At 60.2% G+C, this 24,341-nt stretch carries 20 protein-coding genes and 1 pseudogene; 11 read left to right on the forward strand and 10 right to left on the reverse strand.

What is annotated here, in order from left to right; all coding sequences use genetic code 11:
- Nucleotides 1–106: 106 nt before the first annotated feature.
- Genes AB6803_RS25395 through AB6803_RS25405 form a run of 3 tightly spaced genes read right to left on the reverse strand, consistent with a single transcriptional unit; the run spans nucleotide 107 to nucleotide 3,818 of the window.
- The gene (locus tag AB6803_RS25395; RefSeq protein WP_371111487.1) at nucleotides 107–1,288 is read right to left on the reverse strand and encodes a PLP-dependent transferase; all 1,182 of its coding nucleotides are present in this window, start codon (nucleotides 1,286–1,288) and stop codon (nucleotides 107–109) included.
- A gap of 14 nt (nucleotides 1,289–1,302) precedes the next feature.
- Nucleotides 1,303–2,670: an MATE family efflux transporter gene (locus AB6803_RS25400; RefSeq protein WP_371111488.1), complete on the reverse strand. Its 1,368-nt coding sequence runs from the start codon at nucleotides 2,668–2,670 to the stop codon at nucleotides 1,303–1,305.
- Nucleotides 2,670–3,818 (reverse strand): GNAT family N-acetyltransferase, encoded by a 1,149-nt coding sequence (locus AB6803_RS25405; RefSeq protein ID WP_371111489.1) that lies wholly within the window; start codon nucleotides 3,816–3,818, stop codon nucleotides 2,670–2,672. Before AB6803_RS25405 ends, AB6803_RS25400 begins: the two co-directional genes overlap by 1 nt.
- A 321-nt stretch (nucleotides 3,819–4,139) precedes the next feature.
- Here AB6803_RS25405 and AB6803_RS25410 point away from each other — a divergent pair, with 321 nt between their 5' ends.
- The 8 genes and pseudogenes from AB6803_RS25410 (at nucleotide 4,140) to phbB (ending at nucleotide 15,546) form a co-directional block, all read left to right on the forward strand.
- On the forward strand, nucleotides 4,140–8,114 hold the full coding sequence (locus AB6803_RS25410) for an amino acid adenylation domain-containing protein (RefSeq protein WP_371111490.1): 3,975 nt from the start codon (nucleotides 4,140–4,142) through the stop codon (nucleotides 8,112–8,114).
- A gap of 33 nt (nucleotides 8,115–8,147) precedes the next feature.
- Entirely contained in the window at nucleotides 8,148–9,458 is a 1,311-nt protein-coding gene (locus AB6803_RS25415) for a lysine N(6)-hydroxylase/L-ornithine N(5)-oxygenase family protein (protein ID WP_371111491.1), read from the forward strand.
- Between the two features lie 432 nt (nucleotides 9,459–9,890).
- Nucleotides 9,891–10,481, forward strand: coding sequence for a sigma-70 family RNA polymerase sigma factor (locus AB6803_RS25420; RefSeq protein ID WP_371111492.1), 591 nt, complete (start codon nucleotides 9,891–9,893; stop codon nucleotides 10,479–10,481).
- 2 nt (nucleotides 10,482–10,483) lie between these two features.
- The gene (locus AB6803_RS25425) at nucleotides 10,484–11,014 is read left to right on the forward strand and encodes a GNAT family N-acetyltransferase (RefSeq protein ID WP_371111493.1); all 531 of its coding nucleotides are present in this window, start codon (nucleotides 10,484–10,486) and stop codon (nucleotides 11,012–11,014) included.
- A gap of 56 nt (nucleotides 11,015–11,070) precedes the next feature.
- Nucleotides 11,071–11,883, forward strand: coding sequence for an ATP-binding cassette domain-containing protein (locus tag AB6803_RS25430; RefSeq protein WP_371111494.1), 813 nt, complete (start codon nucleotides 11,071–11,073; stop codon nucleotides 11,881–11,883).
- Complete coding sequence (locus tag AB6803_RS25435) at nucleotides 11,873–12,784, forward strand: iron-siderophore ABC transporter substrate-binding protein (RefSeq protein WP_371111495.1); 912 nt, start codon at nucleotides 11,873–11,875, stop codon at nucleotides 12,782–12,784. The genes AB6803_RS25430 and AB6803_RS25435 overlap by 11 nt, the downstream gene beginning before the upstream one ends.
- Nucleotides 12,784–14,769 (forward strand): Fe(3+)-hydroxamate ABC transporter permease FhuB, encoded by a 1,986-nt coding sequence (fhuB, locus tag AB6803_RS25440; RefSeq protein WP_371111496.1) that lies wholly within the window; start codon nucleotides 12,784–12,786, stop codon nucleotides 14,767–14,769. Before AB6803_RS25435 ends, fhuB begins: the two co-directional genes overlap by 1 nt.
- 70 nt (nucleotides 14,770–14,839) lie before the next feature.
- A pseudogene (gene phbB / locus AB6803_RS25445) lies at nucleotides 14,840–15,546 on the forward strand (acetoacetyl-CoA reductase).
- 228 nt (nucleotides 15,547–15,774) lie between these two features.
- Here phbB and AB6803_RS25450 read toward each other — a convergent pair.
- Both AB6803_RS25450 and AB6803_RS25455 read right to left on the reverse strand, forming a co-directional pair.
- Nucleotides 15,775–16,167: a GFA family protein gene (locus AB6803_RS25450; RefSeq protein WP_034515365.1), complete on the reverse strand. Its 393-nt coding sequence runs from the start codon at nucleotides 16,165–16,167 to the stop codon at nucleotides 15,775–15,777.
- Nucleotides 16,168–16,357: 190 nt separating this feature from the next.
- A complete protein-coding gene (locus AB6803_RS25455; RefSeq protein ID WP_371111497.1) occupies nucleotides 16,358–18,547 on the reverse strand; it encodes a TonB-dependent siderophore receptor in 2,190 nt (729 codons plus the stop codon).
- A 319-nt stretch (nucleotides 18,548–18,866) separates the two neighbouring features.
- Between AB6803_RS25455 and AB6803_RS25460 the strand changes: the two genes are divergently transcribed.
- Nucleotides 18,867–19,769 carry an alpha/beta hydrolase gene (locus tag AB6803_RS25460; RefSeq protein ID WP_371111498.1) on the forward strand — a complete coding sequence of 301 codons (903 nt, stop codon included), beginning with the start codon at nucleotides 18,867–18,869 and terminating at the stop codon, nucleotides 19,767–19,769.
- A gap of 139 nt (nucleotides 19,770–19,908) precedes the next feature.
- Entirely contained in the window at nucleotides 19,909–20,685 is a 777-nt protein-coding gene (locus AB6803_RS25465; protein ID WP_371111499.1) for a cyclase family protein, read from the forward strand.
- 242 nt (nucleotides 20,686–20,927) lie between these two features.
- Here AB6803_RS25465 and AB6803_RS25470 read toward each other — a convergent pair whose 3' ends face one another.
- Complete coding sequence (locus tag AB6803_RS25470; protein ID WP_371111500.1) at nucleotides 20,928–21,362, reverse strand: lysozyme inhibitor LprI family protein; 435 nt, start codon at nucleotides 21,360–21,362, stop codon at nucleotides 20,928–20,930.
- A gap of 59 nt (nucleotides 21,363–21,421) precedes the next feature.
- Between AB6803_RS25470 and AB6803_RS25475 the strand changes: the two genes are divergently transcribed.
- Entirely contained in the window at nucleotides 21,422–21,637 is a 216-nt protein-coding gene (locus AB6803_RS25475) for a hypothetical protein (protein WP_371111501.1), read from the forward strand.
- 114 nt (nucleotides 21,638–21,751) lie between these two features.
- On the opposite strand, the gene AB6803_RS25480 is transcribed toward AB6803_RS25475, so the two are convergent.
- The 4 genes from AB6803_RS25480 to AB6803_RS25495 all read right to left on the reverse strand — a co-directional run bounded on the left by AB6803_RS25480 (nucleotide 21,752) and on the right by AB6803_RS25495 (nucleotide 24,242).
- Entirely contained in the window at nucleotides 21,752–22,558 is an 807-nt protein-coding gene (locus AB6803_RS25480) for a family 1 encapsulin nanocompartment shell protein (protein WP_371111502.1), read from the reverse strand.
- Nucleotides 22,551–23,624 (reverse strand): Dyp-type peroxidase, encoded by a 1,074-nt coding sequence (locus tag AB6803_RS25485; protein ID WP_371111503.1) that lies wholly within the window; start codon nucleotides 23,622–23,624, stop codon nucleotides 22,551–22,553. The genes AB6803_RS25480 and AB6803_RS25485 overlap by 8 nt, the downstream gene beginning before the upstream one ends.
- Before the next feature lie 64 nt (nucleotides 23,625–23,688).
- Nucleotides 23,689–23,883 (reverse strand): hypothetical protein, encoded by a 195-nt coding sequence (locus AB6803_RS25490; RefSeq protein WP_371111504.1) that lies wholly within the window; start codon nucleotides 23,881–23,883, stop codon nucleotides 23,689–23,691.
- A 104-nt stretch (nucleotides 23,884–23,987) separates the two neighbouring features.
- Nucleotides 23,988–24,242 (reverse strand): DUF2171 domain-containing protein, encoded by a 255-nt coding sequence (locus AB6803_RS25495; protein ID WP_371111505.1) that lies wholly within the window; start codon nucleotides 24,240–24,242, stop codon nucleotides 23,988–23,990.
- Between the last annotated feature and the right edge of the window lie 99 nt (nucleotides 24,243–24,341).

A 24,341-nucleotide genomic window follows, 5' to 3' on the forward strand; every position in this document is an offset into this window, starting at 1 on the left:
CGGTTGGGGCTGGGGCTTGGCAATGGGCCGTGACAATAATGCGGGCGGAATGCCGTTGTCACTCCGCCCGCTTCGTAATGCAAATCAGAATTTTAGGCGTCGCCGCTTATTTTGCCGCGACAGCGAATGCCTGCTTCAGATCGGCGATGATGCTCTTTGCATCATGAAGACCGACGTTGAGGCGGATCGTGCGGTCGCTGACGCCGAAACGCGCGAAGACATTCGTCTCGGGCGAAATGCTCAAGGCAGCCTTTGCCGGAACGACGAGGCTTTCCGGACCGCCCCAGCTGACGCCGATCCGCACCAGGCGCAGGGCGTCGACGAAAGAAGCAACATCGATATGGTCCGCAACCTCGAAGGAAAAGAGGCCACCAAATCCGCTGAATGTGCTCTTGCCCGGATGCTCGGCAAAGGCCGGGTGCATGACATTTGCCACAGCGTCGGCCGACTTCAGCCAGGACGCGACCTCAAGGCCCGCTTCGTGATGATGACGCATGCGGAACGGCAGGGTTTCGAGATTGCGCAGAACCAGCCATGCCTCGAAGGGTGCAAGCTTGGCGCCCGTATAGGGATAGATCTCGCTGTTGATCCTGTTGATATGCGCGCGCGATCCGGCAACGAGACCCGCAACGGTGTCGCTCTGCCCGCCCAGATATTTTGAAGCCGCATGGATCACCAGATCGATGCCGACGGCGAGCGGGTTCTGGTAAAGCGGCGTTGCCCAGGAGTTGTCGACCATGGTCACCACGCCATGCCGGCGGGCTGCCTCGGCGATTGCTGTCAGATCCTGCAATTCGAACACCATCGAGGTCGGGTTTTCGAGATATACGACCTTGGCGCCGGGGATAGCCGCAATCATCTTCTCCGTATCGGTTCCGTCGATATAGTCGACGATGACGCCGAAGCGCTTCAGCACTTTTTCGAAGAAGCGGAAGGCATCGCTATAGACATGCCGCACGGTGACGATCCGGTCCCCCGGTCCGACGAAGGCAAGAACCGCCGCGGCGATGGCGCCCATGCCGCTCGAAAAAGCCCGCGCTTCCTCGGCACCTTCCATCTCGGCGATCCGGCGTTCCAGCAGTTGCACCGTCGGATTGTCGCCGCGCGAATAGATCGGCTTTTTCGACCGGCCGGCAAAGACGTCCTCAAGATCGCGGTAGCTGTCGAACAGGAAGAGCGACGTCTGATAGATCGGCGGCACGGCCGCATTGAACGGATCGTCCTGGACAGGCATCAGCGTGTCGGACGTTACTCTATGATAGGCATCGAACCTTGGGGTCTCGTTCATGGCGTCCTCATTTTTCAGGGATGGAGTGTCGATTGGCCAATTAGTTGGCCAGGGCTTGTCGGCAGGAGGGCCAGCCATTCGCGCCGGGCGATGACGAGGCCAAGCATGGCCGCGAGGATCGCGGCTCCCGCCGGCGCAAGGGCGACGCCGGCAAAGCCGATCCAGAGCGGTAGCAAAAGCAGAAGCGGAATGAGCAGATAGCCTTGCGGCGCAAGCCCGACCACGGCGGAAAGTCCGGCCCTGCCCCGCGACTGGAGCATCACCAGCAGAACCGACTGAAACGCCGCCAGGGGGAAGACCGGAAAGAGTGCGCGCAGATAGGACGCCGCCTCGGCTGCGACCTCGGGACTATCGGTGAACAGACGCACAATCGGTTCGGCCCCCAGAAACAGCAGCGCGGAATAGAGCGAGGCGACAGGGATCGTTACCGCCAGCATGACGCGGATGATCGCCCTGACCCGCAGGGGATCGGCCGCCCCGACGGCATGGCTGACAACACTTTGGGCGCCGAGGCAGAAGCCGAAGACGGGAAGCTGGCCGAGTGTCATCAGGCGAATGGCGATAGCGGTCGCGGCAACCCCCGCATCGCCGCCATGGACGGCCGCTTCGCGCAGAAGAACGAGGAAACCCACGCCCGTCACGACACTCGTGGCGGCGGCGGGAATGCCGATCCTTGCGATCGGCCGCAGCAATTGCCAGTGGACCAGCCGCATCGTCACCCTGACCTTGCCCCATCTGCGCTGGAAATAGACCACGTAGCAGAGAAGGGCTGCCACCGATGACAGGATGGTCGCAAAGGCGGCACCCGTTTCGCGAAACTGCAGCAGGAAAATGAAGACCGGATCGAGAACGGCATTGAGCGCGAAACTGGCAATCAGCACGATCATCGAGAAACGTGAGTTTCCTTCGGCAATCGCGATGAAATCGCAGACGGCCTGCAGCAATCCGAGCGTCACGCCAAAGGCCAGCAATCGCCCATAACTGAGGCCCGGCGCCAGAAGCTCGTTGCTGGCGCCGAGCGCGCCGACGAAGCTCGGCAATCCGAGATAGATGAGTACGGAGAGGATAATGCCGATCGGGATGGTCGCGGCCAATGCCGTTACCGCGACCGACGAGGCGGCGGGCACGTCACCCTCGCCGAGATGCCGCGCCAGAAGCGTGGCAAGTCCGATGCCGAGCCCCTGCCCCGTTGCCGCGACCAGCAGGAACAACGGCATGACCAGGCTGATGCCGGCAAGCACCTCCGGCCCCAGCGCACCGAGGAAGATCGCGTTGATCGCATGATGGCCGGCGCTTGCTGCCAATCCAGCCACAGCCGGCAGAGCGATCGTCAGAACGAGCCGCATGACGCGCGGATCGTTCATATCGGCAACTGCCTTCATCACGCAGCGTCCCGGGGCAGCGAGCCAAGGACCGGCAAGCCGTCTCCGCCGGCGAGACCGGAGAGATCGGGCGACAGCAGCCGGTCCATGAAGAAGCGCTCGCGCAGGAGCATCACCAGCAACGCCTTCTTGTGGGCAAACTGGATGTGCTTGATCTTGGAGAAGCCCGACCGGTCGAGATTGCGGATCTGCTGGCGATGATGATGCACCGGTTCGCCGACGATGCGACGCGTGCGCGGATCGGCGAGGAACATGTAGTGCATCAAGGACGGCAGCCAGGCGCTGACGAAGGCCTTTCCACGGAAAGCGTCCTCACCGATGGCGACATGCCAGCCACGATCATGGCCGTCTGCCTCATAATGTGGGCCGATGCGGTCTTCCTTCGCCCAGTAAAGCTCGAAATAGCCGAAGGGTACACCGCCGAATGTTCCGATCAGCGGCAGGGTACGCGGATCGGCGAGCCGGCCCGCGATGAAATCGCGATGATAGGAAAGCTCGCCATTGTCCTCCCATATGGCGGCAACGCGAGGATCGTTCATCCAGCGATGGAAATGCGGGAGATCCGCCTCGACATCGGCGACATGAAAGCCGAGCGGCATGTTCAGCCAGGGAATGAACCGGTTATAGACGGAACCGACAGGTTTCGGCGCCCGCAGGGGATGAAGGACGCCGTTGCTCAGGACCGACGTTTCCGGATAGGCAAATGGTGTGCTTCCAAGCCACGGCTTTGCTTGCTGGAAGAAGGCTTCCGGACGGGCGATAAAACGATCCCCGCGCTGCTCGACAGCACCGGATCCCAGCAGGCGCGTCAGAAGAGCGCGATCCTCAAGAACGATATCGACCGCTTCCAGTTCCGGATGGCAGGTCAAGACCGCATCGAGCACGGCGTTGACGACATCCTCGGGCGAAAGCTCTTTCGTGCCAGCGGAGATCTGATCGAAGGACAGCAGCGGATTGGCCAAGGCCGAGACTCGTCCCGAGGCAACCTCGACGCCATGATGTTTGGCGCGGAAGCCGCCGGGTGCCGATAGCACGACGAGAGGCAGGCCGAGCGCCAATGCGTGGCTTGCAAACCCCTCCGGCGGCAGGCGCAGATCGAATGATCCGGCCGCCGCGATCTCGCGCGTCGTCGCAACAAAAGCATCCATTTTCAGTCTCCAAATCCGGCCGACGCCAACAGTCACCCGTAAAATCGGGCACGGCGCTAATGCCGCAGAGACGAATGGGGGCATGCGAAATTCAAAATATTTCTCAAATTTATTTTTCATTATTTTTCTGAATTTCTGATCATCCCGTTCGTCTTACAGCCGCATCGAATTTAGAAACGGAAATATCCAAATTAGAACTGTTATAATGTAGGTATTATCTAAAGATATACTTACAATTACTCGCCATGCGCGAAATTGTGAACAAGAATAATTTCGCGAATTCGATTGCTACTTCAAGCGCAACTCGGAGAACTGCAAGATATGACACTTCACGACAGGAATGCCACGGCGGCAAATAGTTCGGATCACGTCGCGACGTGTCCGCTATCGCCGACGCAATCGCGAATCTGGCTTCTGTCCGAGACCGGCAACGAAACCGTATTCGGACGACAGATACTCGGGATTGGATTTACCGCGGTGGAGGCGTCAACGGCGCGCAAGGCGCTCGCGGCCCTGTCGGAACATCATCCCCTGATCGCCCGTAAATTCGAGGCACGTCCCGGCGGCACCGTCTATCAGAACCTGGGCGATACACGGCGCATCGAGATCGTTGAACGCAGCCTCTCAGACGGCGAAAGCATCGAGGAAGCGTTGCCTGCCGCAGCCGAGGAAGAAAGGCAACGACCGGTGGACCTGCAGGCAGGACATCCGGCTCGCTTCGTGCTCTTCATCAGCGGGCAACAGGCCGTCGGCGTCCTGTTCTCGCTGCATGCGGTCATCGGCGACAGCGTGGCGCTCGACCGGCTTGCGAGTGATTTCATCCGCAATATCGGCGGTCTTTCCTCAGCGGGGACCGAGCTTGCCGAAACCGTGCTTCCAAATGCCGCCGCGTGGATGCTCGACCATGCCGCACCCTGCAATCCCTCAGCCGAGCAGGTGGATTTCTGGTTTCGACGGCTGACGGCGCAGGAAAACATCGCCGCCCTCACGCCGCAGGCAACCATTGCCAAGGAGATCGAAGACGCCGGCTGGGACGAGCATGTGCTCGACATATCGGCGCAGACCTATGCCGAACTCGCCGGCGATATGCCCGCGGCTCTCGCAGTGGCGTTGCGCCGCTATTCGGGATACGGCACGCAGAGGATCGGTCTGGTGACGAGACCAGAGAGATCCGTGGTAACGGCCCGCACGGAAGATGTGCTGATCGTGACCGCAGAGATCGATGGCGCGATGACGCTCCGAGAGACCCGCAAGGTGCTTGCGGCCGACACGGAAACCGCTTCCGCGCAGGCCCTACCCTTCGAAGGACTGGCCGAAGCCCTGCTGCGGCGCGATGAGCTTTTCGACACGACGAGCCTCGTCAAGACGCTTCTCGACATCAGGCCGGCTTTCCGTTTCGAGACGGCAGCTACGGTTCGCACCTTTGCCGAACCGCCGGCCCGCCGCGACGCCGAACTCGTTATCACCGTTTCCTATCTCTCCGGCGACCGCGCAAAAATCCGGTTCGGTTTCGATCCGCAGAAATACGAGCGCGAGCATATCGTCCGTTTTGCGAATGATCTGGCAACCGCGCTTGAACACCTTCGCAGCAAACCGGATCAATCGATCAAGGATATTCCCTTCGTCTCGCGCGAGGAACTCGACAGGCTTTCCGCACCCTATCCGGATCAACCGGAAGCGGACGACGGAGTGCCGATCCATGAGGTGATCTCGGCGCAGGCGAAACGACGGCCGGATGCCTTTGCCGTGGCGCAAGGCGAAAAATCGATAACGCATGGCGAGCTGGAAGCCGCCGCCAATCGACTGGCCAATCGTCTCGTCTCCATGGGTGTCGGACCCGAAAACCGGGTCGCGATCGCTCTCGAGAAGTCGATCGACGCGATCATCGCTATCCTCGCGGTGCTGAAATCAGGCGGCGCTTTCACCCCGGTCGAGCCGGATCATCCCGAGGCACGCAACCGGCATATCCTCAGCGCGCCTGGCCTGTCGCTAATCATTTCACGCACGCGGTCGATCGCCAACCTGCCGACCGACATCGCAACGCCGATGCTCAATCTCGACAAAACCGATCTCACCGCCGAGAGCATCGAAGCGCCCGCCGTCTCCATCGCGGAGCGGCAGCTCGCCTATGTGATCTACACATCCGGATCGACGGGCGTGCCAAAGGGCGTTGCCGTCGAGCACGGGCCGCTTGCCCACCATTGCAAGGCGACCTTGCGCATTTACGAAATGAGCGAGGCGTCCTGCGAATATCCGGTGCTGCCCTTCACCTCCGATGGCGGCCACGAACGTTGGATGGTGCCCTTGATGGCCGGCGGCGGCGTGGTGCTGACGCAGGACAAGCTGGCGACCCCGGAAGACGCCTTCGCAATGATGCGCAAGCACGGCGTCAACAATGCCAGCCTTCCCACCAGCTATGTGCGCGGCCTTGCCGAATATGCCGGCGAGAATAGAGAAATACCAAGGCTCAGGCTCTATTCGTTCGGCGGCGAGGCACTGTCGCAGGCGGTGTTCGACATGATCACCGAGAACCTGCAGGCGCAAATGCTGATCAACGGCTACGGGCCGACTGAAACGATCATGACCCCGATGATCTGGAAGATCCCCGCAGGCACCCGTTTCGAGGGGACCGTCGCGCCGATCGGCCGGGGCGTCGGCGACAGGCGCATCTATGTGCTTGACGCCGATCTTGCCCCCGTACCGGTCGGCGTGATCGGTGAGATCCATATCGGCGGCAGCGGCCTGGCGCGGGGTTATCAAGGTCAGCCGGAACTGACCGAAGAGCGCTTCATTCCCGACCCGTTCTCCGACAATGGCGGCCGGCTTTACAAGTCAGGCGATCTTGGCCGGTGGCGCGAGGACGGCATCGTGGAGTTTGCCGGGCGCGTCGATCATCAGATTAAATTGCGCGGCTACCGCATCGAGCCGGGCGAGATCGAAGCGGTGCTGAGATCCAACCAGAGCGTCGCCGAGGTCGTGGTGCTGCTGCATCACGAGGGAGGGCGCAGTTCGCTAGTCGCCTATGTCGTGCCGCGCGAAGGCGAAACGCTGAGCGTGACGGAATTGCGTCGGGCCGCGATGACTGCTCTGCCAGACTACATGGTGCCGCAGACGATCATGCTGCTGGACAAGCTTCCGATGGGCCCGAACAGCAAGCTGGATAGAAGCGCGCTGCCCGCTCCTCGGATAGACCGGGACGTGGTCGCGCCGGCGAATGACAAGGAAAAAGCGATCCTCGACGTCTGGAAAGATATTCTCGACATTCCGGAAATCGGCGTCACCGAGAACTTCTTCGATATAGGCGGCCAGTCGCTCGCCGCCGTGCGTATCGTCTCCCGCCTGAAGACCCGCCATCCGGACTGGCCGCTGACGATCGCCGACATGTTCAACTATCCGACCATCCGCGACTTGGCGATCGCCATCGAAGGCACGCGCGACGAGGCCGGCGTCGACATGGTGTACCTGCGGCGGGGTGGCGACCGGCCGCTCCTTTATTGCTTCCCCGGCCTGCTGGTCAGCACCCGCGAATATATGCGGCTTGTCGACTATCTCGGCCCGGAACAGCCGGCGACCGGCTTCATTTGCTACTCGCTGACGGAGAGCAAAACGCTGAGCACCCGTGTCGAAGATGTCACGGCGCGCTATGCCGAAGCCGTGCGCAAACAGGCCAAGGGGCGCCCATGCGCCTTCCTCGGCTGGTCCTGGGGCGGATTGCTTGCATACGAAGCCGCCCGCCAGCTCGGGAATGACATCGATCTTCGGATGATCGGCATGGTGGATGTCTGCGACATGGACGAGGAATTCACCCTCGGCATTATGCCGCGCTTTGCCGACGGTGTCCGGGATCGAACCCATGAGCAGGTCCAGCGCTGGCTCGCGACGACGCCGATGCGCGACGACTGGATGAGACTGTTCTCGGCGATGGATGGGGAGGTCTACGAACAGTTCCTCAACCATATCGTCAAGCACAACGTCATCCTGCCGTCGGACGGTCCGGACATCGGCTCCGAGGAGCATACATTCTGGATCCTGATCGACAATGCGATGATTTTTCGGAATTACCAGCTGCAGCCGGCGGATTTCCGGATTCATGCCTTTGCCGCCGAGGACTCGCTGACGCGGTCGCTGAACGTCATCGACTGGCGCCGCTATTCGCCTAACGCCACAGCCTCCGAGATCGTCACCGGCACCAACCATCTGACGATCATCGGCAAGACACCCTTCCATCAGCGCTTTGCGAGACGGCTCGACCAGGCCTTCGAGACGACATCCGCGTCCGCGCGCAAGGCCAAATAATCTTTCTTTCCGATATCATTCTGGAGCTGCTTCATGACATCTCAAGTGCTCGACCTCGCCGGGGCCGGAATTGGTCCGTTCAACCTCAGCCTTGCCGCCCAGCTGGACTCTATTCCGGCGCTGTCGGTCCGTTTCTTCGAAAAGCGGCCGTCCTTTGCCTGGCATCCGGGCATGATGCTCCCTGGCGCGGAAATGCAGACATCCATCCTCAAGGATCTGGTGACGGCGACCAACCCGACAAGTCCGTGGAGCTTCCTGTCCTACCTGGTGGCGCACAAGCGTTTCTATCAGTTTATCAACGCCGAATATGAGGCCGTTCCGCGCAAGGAATTCGCCGATTATCTCGGATGGGTGGCGCGCGGGCTGACGTCGCTTCGCTTCGGCACCAGCATGCGTGACGTTCAGATGGCCGACCGCCTGTTTTCGGTTGCCACCGACAATGCGCAGATCCATGCCCGCAACCTCTCCGTCGGCGTCGGCAAGATTCCAGCGCGGCCGGCATGGGCCGAAAGACTGCCGAAATCGCTCGCCTTTCACAGCAGCGAGGCCGCCTTGCGCCTTGGCGATCTGAAGGCACCGCGCGTCGCCGTGATCGGCGGCGGTCAGAGCGGGGCGGAGATCGTCGATGCTCTCATGGACATGAAGACCGTTTCCTCGATCCATTGGCTCAGCCGCCGGCCCAATTTCGAGCCGCTCGATGCAACGCCCTTCACCAACGAGCTCTTCACGCCCGGCTATATGGAACGCTTCCATGGCCTGCCCGAGGACCTGCGGCTCACTCATACGCGCCGGCAGGTGCTTGCCAGCGATGGCGTCTCCCCCTCGACCTTGAAGAAGCTCTATCGCCGCCTCTACGAAAGGAAGCTCGATGGGCTCGATCACGGCATAGCCCTGCGCCCGTATCGCGACGTCATCTCAGCCCTAAGCAACGGTCCCGAAATCGAACTGACCATGCGCAACGGCTTTGACGATAGCATCGAGACGATCGAAGTCGACATGGTCGTGCTTGCCACCGGGTATCGCTTCGTGCTCCCCGACTTCCTCCAATCTCTCCAGAGCCGGATTGCGGTCAACTCCATCGGCGAGCCTGTTCTCGAAAGCGATTTCTCCGTGGCATGGGACGGTCCGCGCGAGAATAAGATTTTCGTGCTGAATGGGGGGCGCAACAGCCACGGGATCGCCGAACCGCAGCTCAGCCTCGCCGCCTGGCGAAGCGCCGTCATCGCCAACGCCCTGCTCGGCAAGGCGCATTTCGACCTCGATCAGCTCGATCCGATCGTTCAATGGGAGTCTCAGGGGCAAGCATCGCTCCTCTCCTCGCATATGGGGCAGGCGGCAGAATAACGGCCGATAGAAAGCATCGCGCGGACCGGGCTCAAACACCTGCGTCTGCGCGATGGATGCCTGATTGCTGATACTATCCATAAGGAGCGAAAGTCGGTCGGAGAACTACAACTAAAAATGGTTCAACCTCAAGGCACCACGGGTATGTTTTCGTCCCTTCTGGCGTCTGTTATTTCGCAGCGGCCAACTTAGCTCATGGGCCATTGTCAGTGTCTGAACGGAGCTCAAATCGACCAGGCGACATCGAAAAGGCATCATAATGGTCGCAGATTTCCCAGTAAAAACCAATATAATCATATATGTAGCGTAAAATAAGGCAGGAAGCGGGCACTTCCGCTTTTTTATGTTGACTATTATTATCATGTTTTTTAGGGTGCGCCAAAACAGAGGGGTAAATCGAAATGCAACTTTGGATTTCAGAGAGAGCCCGACATGGTCGTCAATCCTTCGCAGTCGATATCGAATGAACAGCTCAAAGCAGCACTCCTCACCTACCCTAAGCTATTGGCCAGCGCCCGGCGGATCACCGGCTGCATGACGCTTGCCGAAGACGTCGTTCAGGAAGTCCTCCTTCAATTGGTTTCCAAGCCGCTCAAGTCCGATATCGCCGCGCCGGCACCCTATGTGATGCGCATGGTCCGCAATCTCGCCAGGGACCATATGCGCCGGCTGCGCTACGAAAGAGGCCTGTTCGTCGAGGAACAGGTCGGCGGCAGCACCTCGGCCTATGGCAGCCCCGAAGAGCGGCTGCGCGAAACCGAGGCCTACGAGGCTTTCCGATGCACGGTCGAGGCGATGCCCGCCAGAACGCGGAAATTCTACGAGGAACACTATTTTGACGACGTCCCTCAAAACATCATCGCGAAAGAGGCCGGGGTTTCCTGCGCTCTCGTTTGCGGATTGCTCAGGGATGCCCACTCGCGCTGCCTTGCGGCCATATCGCTGAATGCCGATCAGACGACGGAATCCTACAGCAATCATGGGCGCCATCGCTCGCCGAGACCTAGAGAAATGAGGGCCTGACGATGTGTGATGCCGCAATGTCCGGAAACGGCTTCGCCCTCTCAGATGAGCGTGGGCAAATCCAGGATGCGATAGAGATCACCAGCGACAAGGGCAATATCTGCCGCGAGATCATGTCGGAACTGACCGAATGGTTCAGCGAACCCGCCGTCATAGAGGCATGCGCGGAGGCGATCGAGTCGCTGCCGATGTTCGGCTGCGTCGACAAGAACAGGGTCGCCGGTTTCGTCGCGATGCGTTCTCATCCGCCGGACGCCATGGAAATAATGGTCATCGCCACAAGGCGCGCCTATCATCGCAGTGGTATCGGCAAGCGGCTGCTTACGGCCGCCGAGGATTGCGCCCGCGCAGCCGGCTGCAAGATCCTGACGGTCAAGACGCTGGCGCCGCGTGGGAAGGATGAACCCCAGTACGACGCGACCCGCGCCTTCTATGACAAAAACGGCTTCATCCGCGCGGAGATCTTTCCCACACTCTGGGGTGAGGGTCATCCCTGCCTGTTCTTCGTCAAACCGCTCGAGGTCGTCAATTGATCACCGCATCCGGCGGATCGCCCGCATCCATCCCGTCATCTTCCACGAGGCCGACCATGAAAAACCAGCCGGCCGTCGAGCCTTCCGAAGACAAGCCTGCCGTCTTTGCCACGGAGAAACTGCGTTTCGACGTGGACGGCCGAACCATCCTTCATCCGCTCGATCTCAGCTTCAGAGCCGGCGAAATCTCGGGCCTGATCGGCCATAACGGCTCGGGGAAATCCACCCTGATCAAGCTGCTCGCCCGGCAGATCCAGCCAAGCGGCGGCCAGGTGCTGTTCGACGGCGCCCCCGCCGGTTCCTACGATGCACGCGCCTTTGCCCGCGCCGTCGCCTATCTGCCGCAGGACACAACTTCGGCCGCCGGCATGACTGTCAAGGAGCTGGTCGCCTCCGGGCGCTACCCCTGGCATGGCGCGCTCGGCCGCTTTACCGACCTCGACCGCGAGAAGGTCGAGACCGCCATGCGGCTCACCCATGTCGACACCTTGGCGGGCCGGATGGTCGATACGCTTTCCGGCGGCGAGCGCCAGCGGGTGTGGATCGCCATGCTGATTGCGCAGGATAGCCGCTGTCTTCTGCTCGACGAGCCGACCTCCGCTCTCGATATCGCGCACCAGATGGAGGTGCTGGGCCTCGTACACGCGCTGTGCCGCACGAAAAACCTGAGCGCCATTCTCGTCCTCCACGACATCAATATCGCATCGCGTTTCTGCGATCATCTCTACGCCCTGAAGGCAGGAGAATTGATTGCCGCCGGCCCGTCCGCAAGCCTGATGAAAGCGGAAACCCTTCATGCCATTTATGGCGCGGACATGGGCGTCACCGCTCATCCGGTGCACGGAACCCCACTCGCCTATGTCATCTGACGGACCTCTCGACACCTTCAGGCTGTCGCGCCGCGATGCCCTGATCGCCGCCGCCGCCGCGATGTTCGCCGTGCCTCGGATCGGGCGCGCTGCATCGCCAATATCCGGCCCGATCGTTTCGCTCGATTACGGCCTGGCCTCAACCCTTCTGGCGCTCGGGGTAACGCCGGCTGCCATCGTCTCGCTTGCCGATTGGGACAAATGGGTGGTGGAGCCGAAAATGCCATCTGGCGTCGTTGATCTCGGGACAGCCTGGGAGATCAATCTTGAGATCCTGGCGAGCCTCAAGCCGGCCCTGATCCTGACGACCCCCTATCTGGCGGCCCTCAAACCACGCCTCGAGCCGATCGCACCCGTTGTGGAGCTGACGATCTATGCCGAAGGGGGAGAGGCATTGCCTCGCGCCATCGAGGCGACCAGGACGTTGGCCACGGCGATCGGCCGCGAGCCGCAGGCCGCCGATTTCCTCGCAAGATCGGAGCAGTTCTTCGATGATTGCGCCCGGCGGGTCCAACGGATGTCACCGTCGCCGCTGGCGCTCGTCAGTTTCGTCGATCAGCATCATGCCCGCATCTACGGCGGCGCTGGCCTCTATCAGAACGTCATGACCCGGATCGGCCTAAAGAACGCCTGGACGGGTAGCGGCAATTTCTGGGGTTTCGAGACCATCGGCATCGAGCAGCTGGCTTCGCTCGATCAGAACCTGCGGTTGATCGTCTTCGAACCGCTCATTCCCCCCAATATCCTGTCCGGCCTGGAAGAGAGCCCCTTGTGGACCAGCCTGCCATTCGTGAAAGCCGGGCGAATCTCGGTTCTTCCCGGCTCTCTCATGTTCGGCATGGTGCAGGAAGCCGAGCGCTTCGCCCGCATCCTGCTTGACCATCTTGAGAAGGCGGCCTGATGCGTATCCATTCAGATAATAGCCTCGGTGCTCCCGCCGTGGCGGTCGGGCTTCTGCTGCTCGCCGGCCTGCTCGCCTGGCATCAGGTCTCGCCCGATCTCTCGCGCCTGACGGCGCAGGACGTCGGATACGATCCGCGCCGGATGCTGCTTCTTTATTCGACCCTGCCGAGGATCGTCACCGCGCTTATTTCCGGCGCGGCACTGGCGCTCGCGGGAAGCCTGCTCCAGCAGGTGTTGCGCAATCCGCTTGCCTCACCAACGACGCTCGGCATCTCCGCCGGCGCCAACCTTGCGCTCGTCGCCGCCATGCTCGCCTTTCCAGCCCTTGAGGGGTTGAGCCGCGACGCAGTCGCCCTCTTCGGCAGCGCGGCGGCCGCGGCCGTCGTCTTCCTGATCGGCGCGCGGCGCGGCTTCTCGCCCTTCGCACTGGTTCTTGCCGGATTGATCGTCAGCGTCTGGAGCGGTGCGCTTGCCGCCATTCTCGTTCTTATGAACGACCGCTATCTCTCCGGCCTGTTCATCTGGGGCGCCGGATCCCTGGCGCAGCAGAGCTGGACGGTACCGCTATCGTTGCTTCCCAAGATCGCGGCTCTCGCGACCCTCGCCACCCTGATGGCCCGACCGCTATCGCTGATGGAACTCGGAGACAGCGGTGCCAGCGGGCTCGGGCTCTCGGTCAAGCGAACGCGCATCACCGCCGTCTGCATCGCCATCGCGCTCGCGGCAATCGTCACCAGCGCGGTCGGTGTCATCGGCTTCATCGGCCTCATCGCTCCCGGGATCGCCCGTCTTGCCGGTGCGCGGCAGATGAAGAGCCAGCTTATCTGGTCGCCGCTGATCGGCGCCGGATTGCTGCTTCTGACCGACGAGGCCCTGGCATTTTTGAACACAGACTCCTCGACTTTTCTGCCGACCGGCGCCGTCACCGCGTTTCTCGGCGCGCCGTTATTGTTGCTGATGCTGCCGCGCCTTCGGATCACGCAGCGGGGCGTGCCAGCCTCTCCGGAGGCAAAAAGTCGGTTCGAACACGTCTCGCCCACCCTTATTGCCGCAGCAAGTGTTCTTCTCCTCATCCTCGTTTCCGGTGTGATCTTTTTCGGACGTGCGCCGGACGGAACATGGAACATTCTTGCCTACCTGAATTGGCCGGATGTGCTGCCCTACCGCCTGCCCCGCGTGATCGCCGCCTTTGCCGCCGGCATGATGCTCGCGGCGGTTGGTTCGATCCTGCAGCGCCTCACCGGAAACGAAATGGCTAGCCCCGAAGTGCTCGGCATATCGGCCGGCGCGACCATCGGCGTGACAGCCGCGCTCTTTCTCCTGCCAGCCCCCGGCATGTTGGCCCAGCTTGGCTTCGGTGGCCTCGGCGCGCTCGCCGTTCTCATCGCCATTTTCATCTTCGGCATGCGATCCGGCTTCGCGCCGGAACGCGTCCTGCTGACAGGAATCGCGCTTGGCGCAATGCTCGATGCCTCGATCAGCGTCCTCGCGGCAAGCGGCGATCCCCGGGCCATGACCGTCATGCAGTGGATGAGCGGATCGACTTATCTGGTCGACCCGCCGAAGGCCGCCGCAGCCGTGATCGCGGCGATCATCGGCCTGATCCTCTCGTTTCTCGGCCGTCGCTGGCTCGACCTGCTGCCGCTCGGCCCGCAGGCGGCACAGGCGATCGGCATTCGCGTCAATCTCGCCCGCGGCTGCCTCTTTTCACTGGCAGCCGCCATGACCGCTGCCGCTACGCTCGTGGTCGGCCCCTTGAGCTTCATCGGCCTGATGGGTCCCCATCTGGCGCGCGAGCTTGGAATGCGGCGTGCCATGCCGCAGCTTGCCGGCGCGGCACTGGCCGGTGGGGGACTGATGGTGCTCGCCGACTGGTTCGGCAGAATGATCGCCTTTCCCTATCAGATCCCGGCGGGCCTCGTGTCGGCGCTGGTCGGAGCACCGCTGCTGCTGATCCTGCTCCTTCGCAGAAGGAGAGCGTGATGACCAAGGCATCCCTCTGTCCCGGTTGATATCGAAACCGGGTTCACACGAAAATGGCAGGGAGATAAACATGACCAGGGTCGCTTTGGTAACGGGAGGCACGCGCGGGATCGGCGCGGCGATTTCCATTGCTCTGTAAGAGGCGGGTTACACCGTTGCGGCCAGCTACGTCGGCAATGATGACGTTGCCCGCGCATTCCGGTCTACCGATGGGATATTGGCGATTATCAGGCCTGCAAGGAAGGGATTGCCCGGGTCGAGGACGATCTCGGGCCGATTGACGTGCTCGTCAACAATGCCGGCATCACCCGCGACGGCATGTTCCACAAGATCACGCCCGAGGACTGGAATGCGGTCATCAGCACAAATCTGAGCGGGTTGTTCAACATGACCCATCCGGTATGGCCGGGTATGCGCGAACGGAATTTCGGCCGGGTGATCAATATTTCCTCGATCAACGGGCAGAAAGGCCAGCTCGGTCAGGCCAATTACTCCGCCGCGAAAGCCGGCGATCTCGGCTTCACGAAAGCGCTGGCGCAGGAAGGTGCGGAAAAGGGGATCACCGTCAACGCCGTTTGCCCCGGCTATATCGGCACGGAGATGGTCCGGGCCATGCCGGAAAAGGTGCTGAAGGAACATGTTCTGCCGCAGATACCGGTCGGCCGCCTCGGCGAGCCCGAGGAGATCGCGCGGTGCGTGGTCTTCCTCGCCTCCGATGAGGCCGGCTTCATCACCGGATCGACACTGACCGCCAATGGCGGCCAGTATCTTGCCTAGAGCGTTTCAGCGCTTCACTGAAGCGCAGTAACACTCTAGCCCTTTGTTTTTACGCAATTCCGGACGGAAAACCGCAGCACACTTTTCCTGGAATTGCTCTAAATAAGAAAAGAAAAAAGGCGGGCTGTGGTTGCAGCCCGCCCCGAGATATCACCGACCTCCAAATCAGTCGGCACGTCATGAAGCGGACAAAAACCTCGGAGGCATCCCACGCATGTGACGTGCGACCTATTCCTCAAAGCGGCTCGTATCGTCACGATCGCGGTCGTATCGTTTCGTGAGCGGAAACGGCGGCAACCAGGCTTCGCGGCGAATGGTCCAGAGTTCGTAGGTTGGCATCAGCTGGTCAGGAGCATCGAGGGACCCCAGGTTCACCTCGATTTCGTCCGCGGTGCGTGCAAAAACGGGCGAGCCGCAGCGGGGGCAGAAAAACCGCCCGGCGTAGTCGCGTGTTTCGCCATCAACCGTCACCGCATCCTGAGGGAAGATCGCGGAAGCGTGAAAAAGCGCGCCATGATGCTTGCGGCAGTCGAGACAGTGACAAAGGCCGACCCGGTATGGGAGCCCCACCGCTACGATGCGGACATTGCCGCACAGGCAACCGCCCGTGAATCGGTCCATGCTGCATCTCCTCCAAGATCAAGCGGGCGGACTATTTACAACGAACATCGCAGCCATTGCAATTTTCCGCCACGGGCGGGATGCATCATTATTCCGGGGTTGGCGCCAGAGATCATCGCTTTCAGGCGAACGGAGCCTGGCGGCACATGACGCGTCGCCCTCTATTATAAAGGGCGACGCGTAAGTCATTTTACCAGCGATACTTGAGCGAAGCGGTGATGTTGCGGCCCTGACCCAGGTAGCAATAGCCTTCGTTGCAGACCGTCAGGCGTCGGTTGGCGATGTTGCGAACGTCGACGGATGCCGTCAGGCCTTTGTATTTCTGGTCGATTGCACCGAAATCGTAGGAGAGCGCCGCATCCAGATAGAAGCTTGCATCATTCTTGGCGGTGTTGGCCGTGCTGGTATAGGTCTTGCCCGTGTAGCGAATGCCGGTGCCGACCGTAAGGCCGTTTGCAGCCGTATCCTCCTGGAAGGTATAGTTCGACCACAAGCTGACAATATTCTTCGGCGTAACCGCAGGTGCGTTACCGGTGTCGTCGCCGGCAGTGATTTCGGAGTGATTGTAGGAATAGGCCGCAATCACATCCCAACCGTCTGTAACGGTCGCCCTGGCCTCAAGCTCAATACCCCTGTTGGTAACCTCACCGAGCGAGGCATAGACAAGTGTCAGCGGATCGACCAGGACGGGCTTGTTCTTCTCGACGAGGTTATAGGCAACGGCGGACAGCAGAATGTCGGTGCCTGGCGGCTGATATTTCACACCCAGCTCGTATTGTTCACCCTTCGTGGGATCCAGGATTTGGCCGGAGACGGATCGCTGCGTGACCGGATCGAAGGAGGTCGAATAGCTGGTGAAGGGCGCAATGCCGTTGTCGAAGAGATACAGAGCGCCAGTTTGGACTGAAAACGCGTGCTTGCTGAGATTGTCGTCCGTGCTCGTTCCGGAGGATACATAGGTCGTATCCGACGATTGCTTGACCCAGGTCTGGCGTCCGCCGAGCGTAAAGCGCCATTTGTCGAGTTCGATCTGATCAAGGGCGTAAGCGCCGATCTGCTGCATGCTGGCGCCGACACGGCTGAAATTATACTCCGGCGTCGGGCCGGAGACCCCATAAGTCGGATTATCAATATCGAAGTCGTAGGCCGCGCTGGTCGTCGAATCAGCCCCATATGCGAAGGAATCGTTCATATGGGTGTAGTCCAAGCCGAACAGCACGGTATGGGCGGCCGGACCGGTATCGAACTTCGATTCAAGCTGGTTGTCGACCTGGAAGACATTCATGGTATCGCTGATCGCACTCGCGCCGCGATTAGCGACATTACCGGTCCAGCTATAGACGCCGAGATAGCGCGCTTTCAGATCCAGATGAGAATAGCGCAGATTCTGGCGGAAGGTGAAGCCGCCGTCGAACTCGTGCTCGAACTGGTAACCGACCTGCTGCTGGCGGGTCTTCTGATAGTCATAGTCCGGATCGCTCGCGCGCAATTTGAGGACGTTGCCGTCGGGGCCGGTCAGCGCACCGACATTGGCATCGCCTTCAGTCGACTGTGCCGAGCCGTAAACCGTGAATTTCGTGGCGTCGTCCGGCTTCCAGGTGAAGGATGGCTGGATGAAATAACGATCGTCGGCAATATCGAAATTGGTGTCGCCCTTTCGCGCCAGACCGACGATCCGGTACAGCATGCTGTCATCGTCCTGATTGACCCGGCCGCCGAAATCGAACATCGTCTGGGCGCGGTCCGATGTTCCATAGACGGCACCGACCTCCCGGATCGTCTCATCCGTCGGCAGCTTCGAGATCTTGTTGACGATGCCGCCCGGCGAGCCTGGGCCATAAAGCACCGACGTCGGCCCCTTGATGACTTCGACCCGGTCGAGCGAATAGGGATCAGTGCGGAACATCCCGTAATTCATATAGGGTTGGCGCAGGCCGTCGCGAAAATCACCCGTGGTGGTGACGTCATTACCGCGGATATAGACCTGATCGAAGCGTGGATCAAAACCATAGGAGCCGGTCTGGACGCCGGCGGAATAGCGCACCGCCTCGATTATGTCCTGGGCGCCGCGCTCCTCCAGCTCCTTCTTGGTGATCACGGAAACGGATCGTGGTGTCTCGACCAGCGGCGTCTCGATCTTTGTCGCACCCTTGCTTTTCTTGGCTGCGACAGTTGAATTGTCACTCGCATCGCTTGCGTTGCTATTGACGACAATCGGAGCGAGCTGCGTCGCATTCCCCGCGCTTGTATTGGCTGAGGAATCCTGGGCAAAGGCATTCCCACTCAATGCAAGCACCGTGGCAAGCGCTGTCGTCGTGCGCGCCAGATAGAATCTATCTCGCTTTAAGTAAATGATATTATTGACTGATTTAAACGCCATGACGAGCTCGGCCCACCCCTTCTTGAAAAGATGGCGCAAATTAGATCGTCATACCGGCATCCGTCAAGAATACATGATTGGAATAGTCATCTTTTTACCATTATTGATTTCGGATGACTCGAATCCGTGGAAAGACGCACGGATTAGCATCGAATACCGGAGCGCCATGCAATCTTTAATTGCGCGCACAGAGGTCGATCGTCGGCTTGCCAGAGCATTGCCAAAATAATATGAGAAAATCAATCATATTTCGAGTCGGCCGTGCGATCCCCAAAAGAACCGCTCGGCTCTATCAATCCTTCGACCCAGCGGAGAAAACATGCCCAACCCGTCATCCCGCGCGACAGAGGCGTCGCTTGCGCCCGTGACGATCGTCGATGCCAGCTTTGCCGATTTCAGCTCCGGAAATGCCGGCGAGCCCTATCGCATCTTTTTCTTTCGACCCACCAAAACGCCCCCGCCCGAGGGCTGGCCTGTGCTCTATCTGACGGATGGCAACGCCTGCTTCGCAACAGCGGTCGATGCCTTGAAGGTGCAATCCTCCTATCCCAACGGAACCAATGTCAGTGAGGGCGTCGTCGTCGCCATCGGCTATCCCACGGATCAGCCCTATGATCCCCTGCGGCGCTCGTGGGATTTGAGCCCACCTCCCGGCCGGGTCTATCCCCCCTTCTTTCCCGATACACCGGATGTCAGGACCGGCGGGGGCGCGCAGTTCCTCAGCTTTATCGAGGAGCGGCTGAAGCCCTGGGTCGAGGAACAGGTTCCCATCGACCGCTCCCGCCAGACCCTGTTCGGCCATTCCTTCGGCGGGCTGTTCGCCCTCTACGCCCTGTTTTCGAAACCGACTGCCTTCAACCGATGGGTCGCCGCGAGCCCGGCCATATTCTGGGAAGATGCGGCGATCCTTGCGGCGGAAAAAGCCTTTCTCGAAAAACACGCTGCCTCCCTCGACATCGAGTTGCATCTGTCCGCCGGCCAATATGAAGGCGAGGTGCTGGCGCCCTTTCACAAGGGAACGCCGGAGGAACAGAAGCGGCAGGAACGCGCCAGGGAAACCCAGACTGTGGGATATGCCAAGGAAATGGCAGCGCGGCTGGCGGCGTTGGCTGCGCTGCCGGAAAAAGTGACCTTCGAAGAATATTCCGGTGAAAATCACATGTCAGTGCTTCCGGTCGCCTTGAACAGGGCGGCGCAAATTGCATTTCGAAGGGCGAGCTGACGGCAGATATCAAGCCCTTCCGCGCGAGTGGGCTATCTTCGACTTTACAATCTTCAATGACTTCTCGACGTATGGTCAGCAGGCTAGGAAATATCCGCGCGGAACTCGAACACGGCCGAATCCCGGGGAGAAGCAAATCATGACACAAACCATTATCGATCTGTCGGTACCCATCGCCAACGATATTCCGGCGGATCCCCCGGTCCAGATTCCTCATATCGAATACATCGACCACAAGCAGAGCCTTTCACAGATTCTGCCGTTCTTTCCGGGGCTTGCCGCCGAAGATCTTCCGGACGGCGAAGGCTGGGCGGTTGAGCGCGTTACCCTTACGACGCATAACGGCACCCACCTCGATGCTCCCTGGCACTATCATTCCACCATGGATCATGGCCTGCCCGCTCTGAGGATCGATGAGATCCCGCTGGAATGGTGCTTTCAACCGGGCGTGAAGCTGGATTTTCGCCATTTCGAAGACGGCTATGTCGTCACGGCAAAAGATGTCGAAGCCGAGCTTGAGCGCATCGGGCACACGCTGAAGCCTCTGGAAATCGTCGTCGTCAACACGTCCGCGGGCAAACGTTTCGGCCAGAACGATTATGTCGCCAGCGGTTGCGGCATGGGATATGAGGCGACCATGTATCTTCTGGAACGCGGCGTGAAGGTGACCGGCACCGATGGCTGGAGCTGGGACGCTCCGTTCATCCATACCGCCAGACGATATGCCTCGACCGGCGACGCATCGCTGATCTGGGAAGGCCACAAGGCGGGACGGCACCGAGGATATTGCCATATCGAGAAACTGCACAATCTCGAAGTACTTCCCCCGACGGGCTTCAAGATCAGTTGCTTCCCCGCCAAGATCGAGCGCGCCTCCGCCGGCTGGACGCGGGCAGTCGCCATTATCGATAACTGACGACAGCGAACCGGCAGGCGATCCCGCGCACTGGCTGCTGCGCCGCTTCAGGCCTACCCACGATCATCTGATGGCGCTCGCGCTGCACCACCCGAGACCGCACGAGGTGACTGTCACGACCCTGGCCGCCAATCCGGACCTATTGATCCCTGCGGGATGACAGCGGAGAGCTTTTGCCACGTCAAATGTCCGCGAGATCAACGCCTAATCCAAGTCGAGCGCAGCGATATCAGGCGCTTCCGTCAAGGGCCATCGATATCCAGGACACGAAGATAACTCTCGAGGAGCAACGTCCTGTCGCGGGTCAGATCCGTTTCGGCGTCAGCCTGCATGGGTGCGTACATACTCCCTTGCCTGGTGGCAAACAGGCTTTCACGAGCGCGCGCCTCCATATCCCGATAGGCAATCCAACCGCGCTGGGCAGCTCTGAGGTCTTGCCCAGCCTGCGGCGGAAGTGCGTTCAGGAGCTTTGAATAGGCCACGTTCATCCGCTTATCGTAAGATGCGAGGGCCTTCACTTCACACGCACTCTGGTCTCCCGTCGAGCCGTTTTTAGGATCCTGCAGGCAAGCATCAAGGCTTTGCCGCGTTGGGTCCTTCAGTGGCCCAGCGTCTGCCGGCAGAAGGATGAATTGAGATAATAAAAGGATGGCAATGTATTTCTGAGTATCATTCATGATCATACAACCGAGTTGATCGCGGCGGATGAGCCCTGCATGCCATTTTAGACCTCGAAATGAAATCGCTTTCGCACAGCATACGCCGTCCAACGATCGAAGCGGAAGGGGAGCCGGATCGATCCTATCTCAATCACGAGGCGATGATTACACTGACGGCCGACGGCGACCGCGAACGCCTGTCGGCGATGATGCGCGCGCATATCCTGCGGACCAAGGACAATTATCTCAATGCGTTCGAAAAGATGTCCTCGGGCAAGGGCGACGCCGTCTAGCGATAGCGGATTAGAGCCATCGGCAGTGTGCGTTTCATTCGCAACGGACGAAGCCGGGAAATTGAGGTAATCAAGGCTTAGTTCGATCACCTGATCCCGGCATCGTCATCGCAATCACTTTTCCGCGGGCGCGAGTACGACAGCTGCTTCCGATGTCAGCATCCGGAAAGTGAAGGTCTCCTGCAGATACAGTTCCACGACCGTGCTGGAATGGCTTAGGTAACCGATGGAGATGTCCTGACCGATATCCAGCTCGAAATCACCACCGCGGGTCGTGAGCACGAAGCCTCCCTCGATGGCCGGCGCCCAAATGATCCCTCCGTCCACGACACGCTCGATGTGATGGAAGACCGGATAGCCGTCGTCGCTGCCGCCGCTGGCCGCAGTATATGCCTCCGCACCCAGAACAAGCGCGTAAGGACCGTTGACACCCGCCAGTCGTAACTGGCTCACCGCCTTGGCGACCGCATCCGGATATCCCCTCACATTGGCAGGCAAGGGCAATACCGGATTGCTGCTGCCTCCGCGAATGCCCTGAATCCCTGCTGCGGCATATCCGTCGAAGACGGAACGATCCTCGGTGAAAGCGATCTTGCGCGCGGCATCCTTGACGGGCGACCAGTCTGAATCTTCCGCGCCGCGCTCCACGTCATCGATCGCCTGGCGCGTCAGTTTGAACGGAACGCGCAGCTCTACGAGTGCCTTCACCTCGCGCTGCGCAGTCTGGACCCCATCGCCAGGTCCTGGGATAGGTTTGAGATGACCGGTGCCGACTGCCGACAGTTCGATACCCCCGGGGTCCTGCACATCCACCACGCGGCGCGCCGCCAAATGACGTTTGAGCGTACGAGACGCCTCCTCTTCGATTTGTGCCCAGGCGCTGTCGGAGATGGGTGCCAATTGCCGATGAAGATTATTCATAACCTGCCTCATTTTTTAAAGAACCAATACCGAGCGAGCCGTCGCCTGGGGACGATCGCGACTGAATTCTCTCCGCCGCCTCGGGCTCTTTCGAACTCGGCGCAATAGTCGATGGGGTCGCACCATCAGCCACAACATCATCCAGGAACGTCGCGGTGGGCACGAAGAACAGCGTTCCGGTCACCGCGCGGCTGAAGTCGAGCAGCCGATCGTAATTTCCGGGCGGCCGACCGATGAACATGTTCTCGAGCATCTGCTCGATCCGGCGTGGCGAACGGGCATAACCGATGAAATAGGTGCCGAACTCCCCTTTCCCCACTTCGCCGAATGGCATGTTGTCACGCACGATTTCCAGCTGCTCTCCGTCCTCGATGATGGTGGTCAAGGCATTGTGCGCATAGCTTGGCTTGACGGCATCATCCAGTTCGATGTCCGAGAGTTTCATGCGGCCGACAATTTTTTCCTGCTCGGCGACCGGCACCTCGTTCCAGCGCGTCAGATCGTGCAGATATTTCTGCACGATCACATAGCTGCCGCCGGCGAAGGCGAGGTCCTCCTCACCGATGATCGTCGCCCTGATCGCATCCTGATCCACCGGGTTCTCGGTGCCGTCGACGAAGCCGATCAGGTCGCGATCATCAAAATAGTTGAAGCCATGCACCTCATCCATCACGGAGACCGCGCCGGTGAGCCGCGACATGATCTGGGTCGCTAATTCAAAACAGAGGTCCATGCGTGTGGAACGAATGTGGAAAAGGATATCGCCAGGCGTCGAGACGGCATGATGCTGCCCGCGAACCTCGCGGAACGGATGCAGGTCCTTCGGCCTTGGCGCTCCAAAAAGCCGGTCCCACGCGTCGGAGCCGACCCCCATGACACAGGACAGCCGGCTTTCAAGATCACGGAAGCCAACCGCGCGAAGCAGGCCAGACAGATCGCCACAGAGGGCGCGAACGGTCGCATCATGCTGCGAGCCGGAATTGACCGTCACGACGAGAAAGATCGCTGCTCGGGTCAGCTTTGCGACAACCGGCTGTGAAACGGCGGAAGGAGAATTTGCGTCCATTGGCGATCCGTTTGTTATCTTTTGTTGAGAAAGTGGCCTGCTCGTCCGTCAGCTCTCGACGCCGTCAATTCATGTCGCGAAATCCATACCCATCCGCTTCGACACCTTCCACGACGCTCGGCGGCAACAGATCCTGTGCCGCGGTGCCGTCGAAGACCCAGTCTTTCGGGTCGGCAAAGTCGGGTAGAGCCGCGCCCGTGCGCACATAAAGACCTATGCCAGGCTTCTTGACGTTTATATAGAGATCATATTCTGGCATCGCTGCAACTTTCCCAGGTTGGAGACGAAATTGACACCGGGGCGTCCAGCCTCATAGTGACCAATGTGACTGAGGCAGCCTGACCGGCTGCCTCAATGCGTTCATCACAAGTTGACGGGGCGCCCGGATTGCTCCTCTTCCAGGGTCACGGCAATGTCGGCATTCGCGGAGAGACGAACCTTGTCCCCCTCGACACCCGCGACAAAGCCGATCTCGATGTAGTGATGGTGTCCCTCATGGCGCCCAAAACTGTCGCTCTTCTTGAGCTTGATACGGTCGCCTTCCAGGCGATCCACCGTTCCGACGTGCACGCCATCGGCGCCTATGACTTCCATATTTTCCTTGATCTTGTCCGTCATCGCAGCTTTCTCCTTCGTTGAGCTGTTGCCTTGGTAAAACCTTGCCAAATGACTGTACGGCGATCGGGTCAAACTCGTTCTCACGCCATGACTGAAACG

It is taken from the genome of Rhizobium sp. RCC_161_2, assembly GCF_041355235.1.
Taxonomy (GTDB): domain Bacteria; phylum Pseudomonadota; class Alphaproteobacteria; order Rhizobiales; family Rhizobiaceae; genus Rhizobium.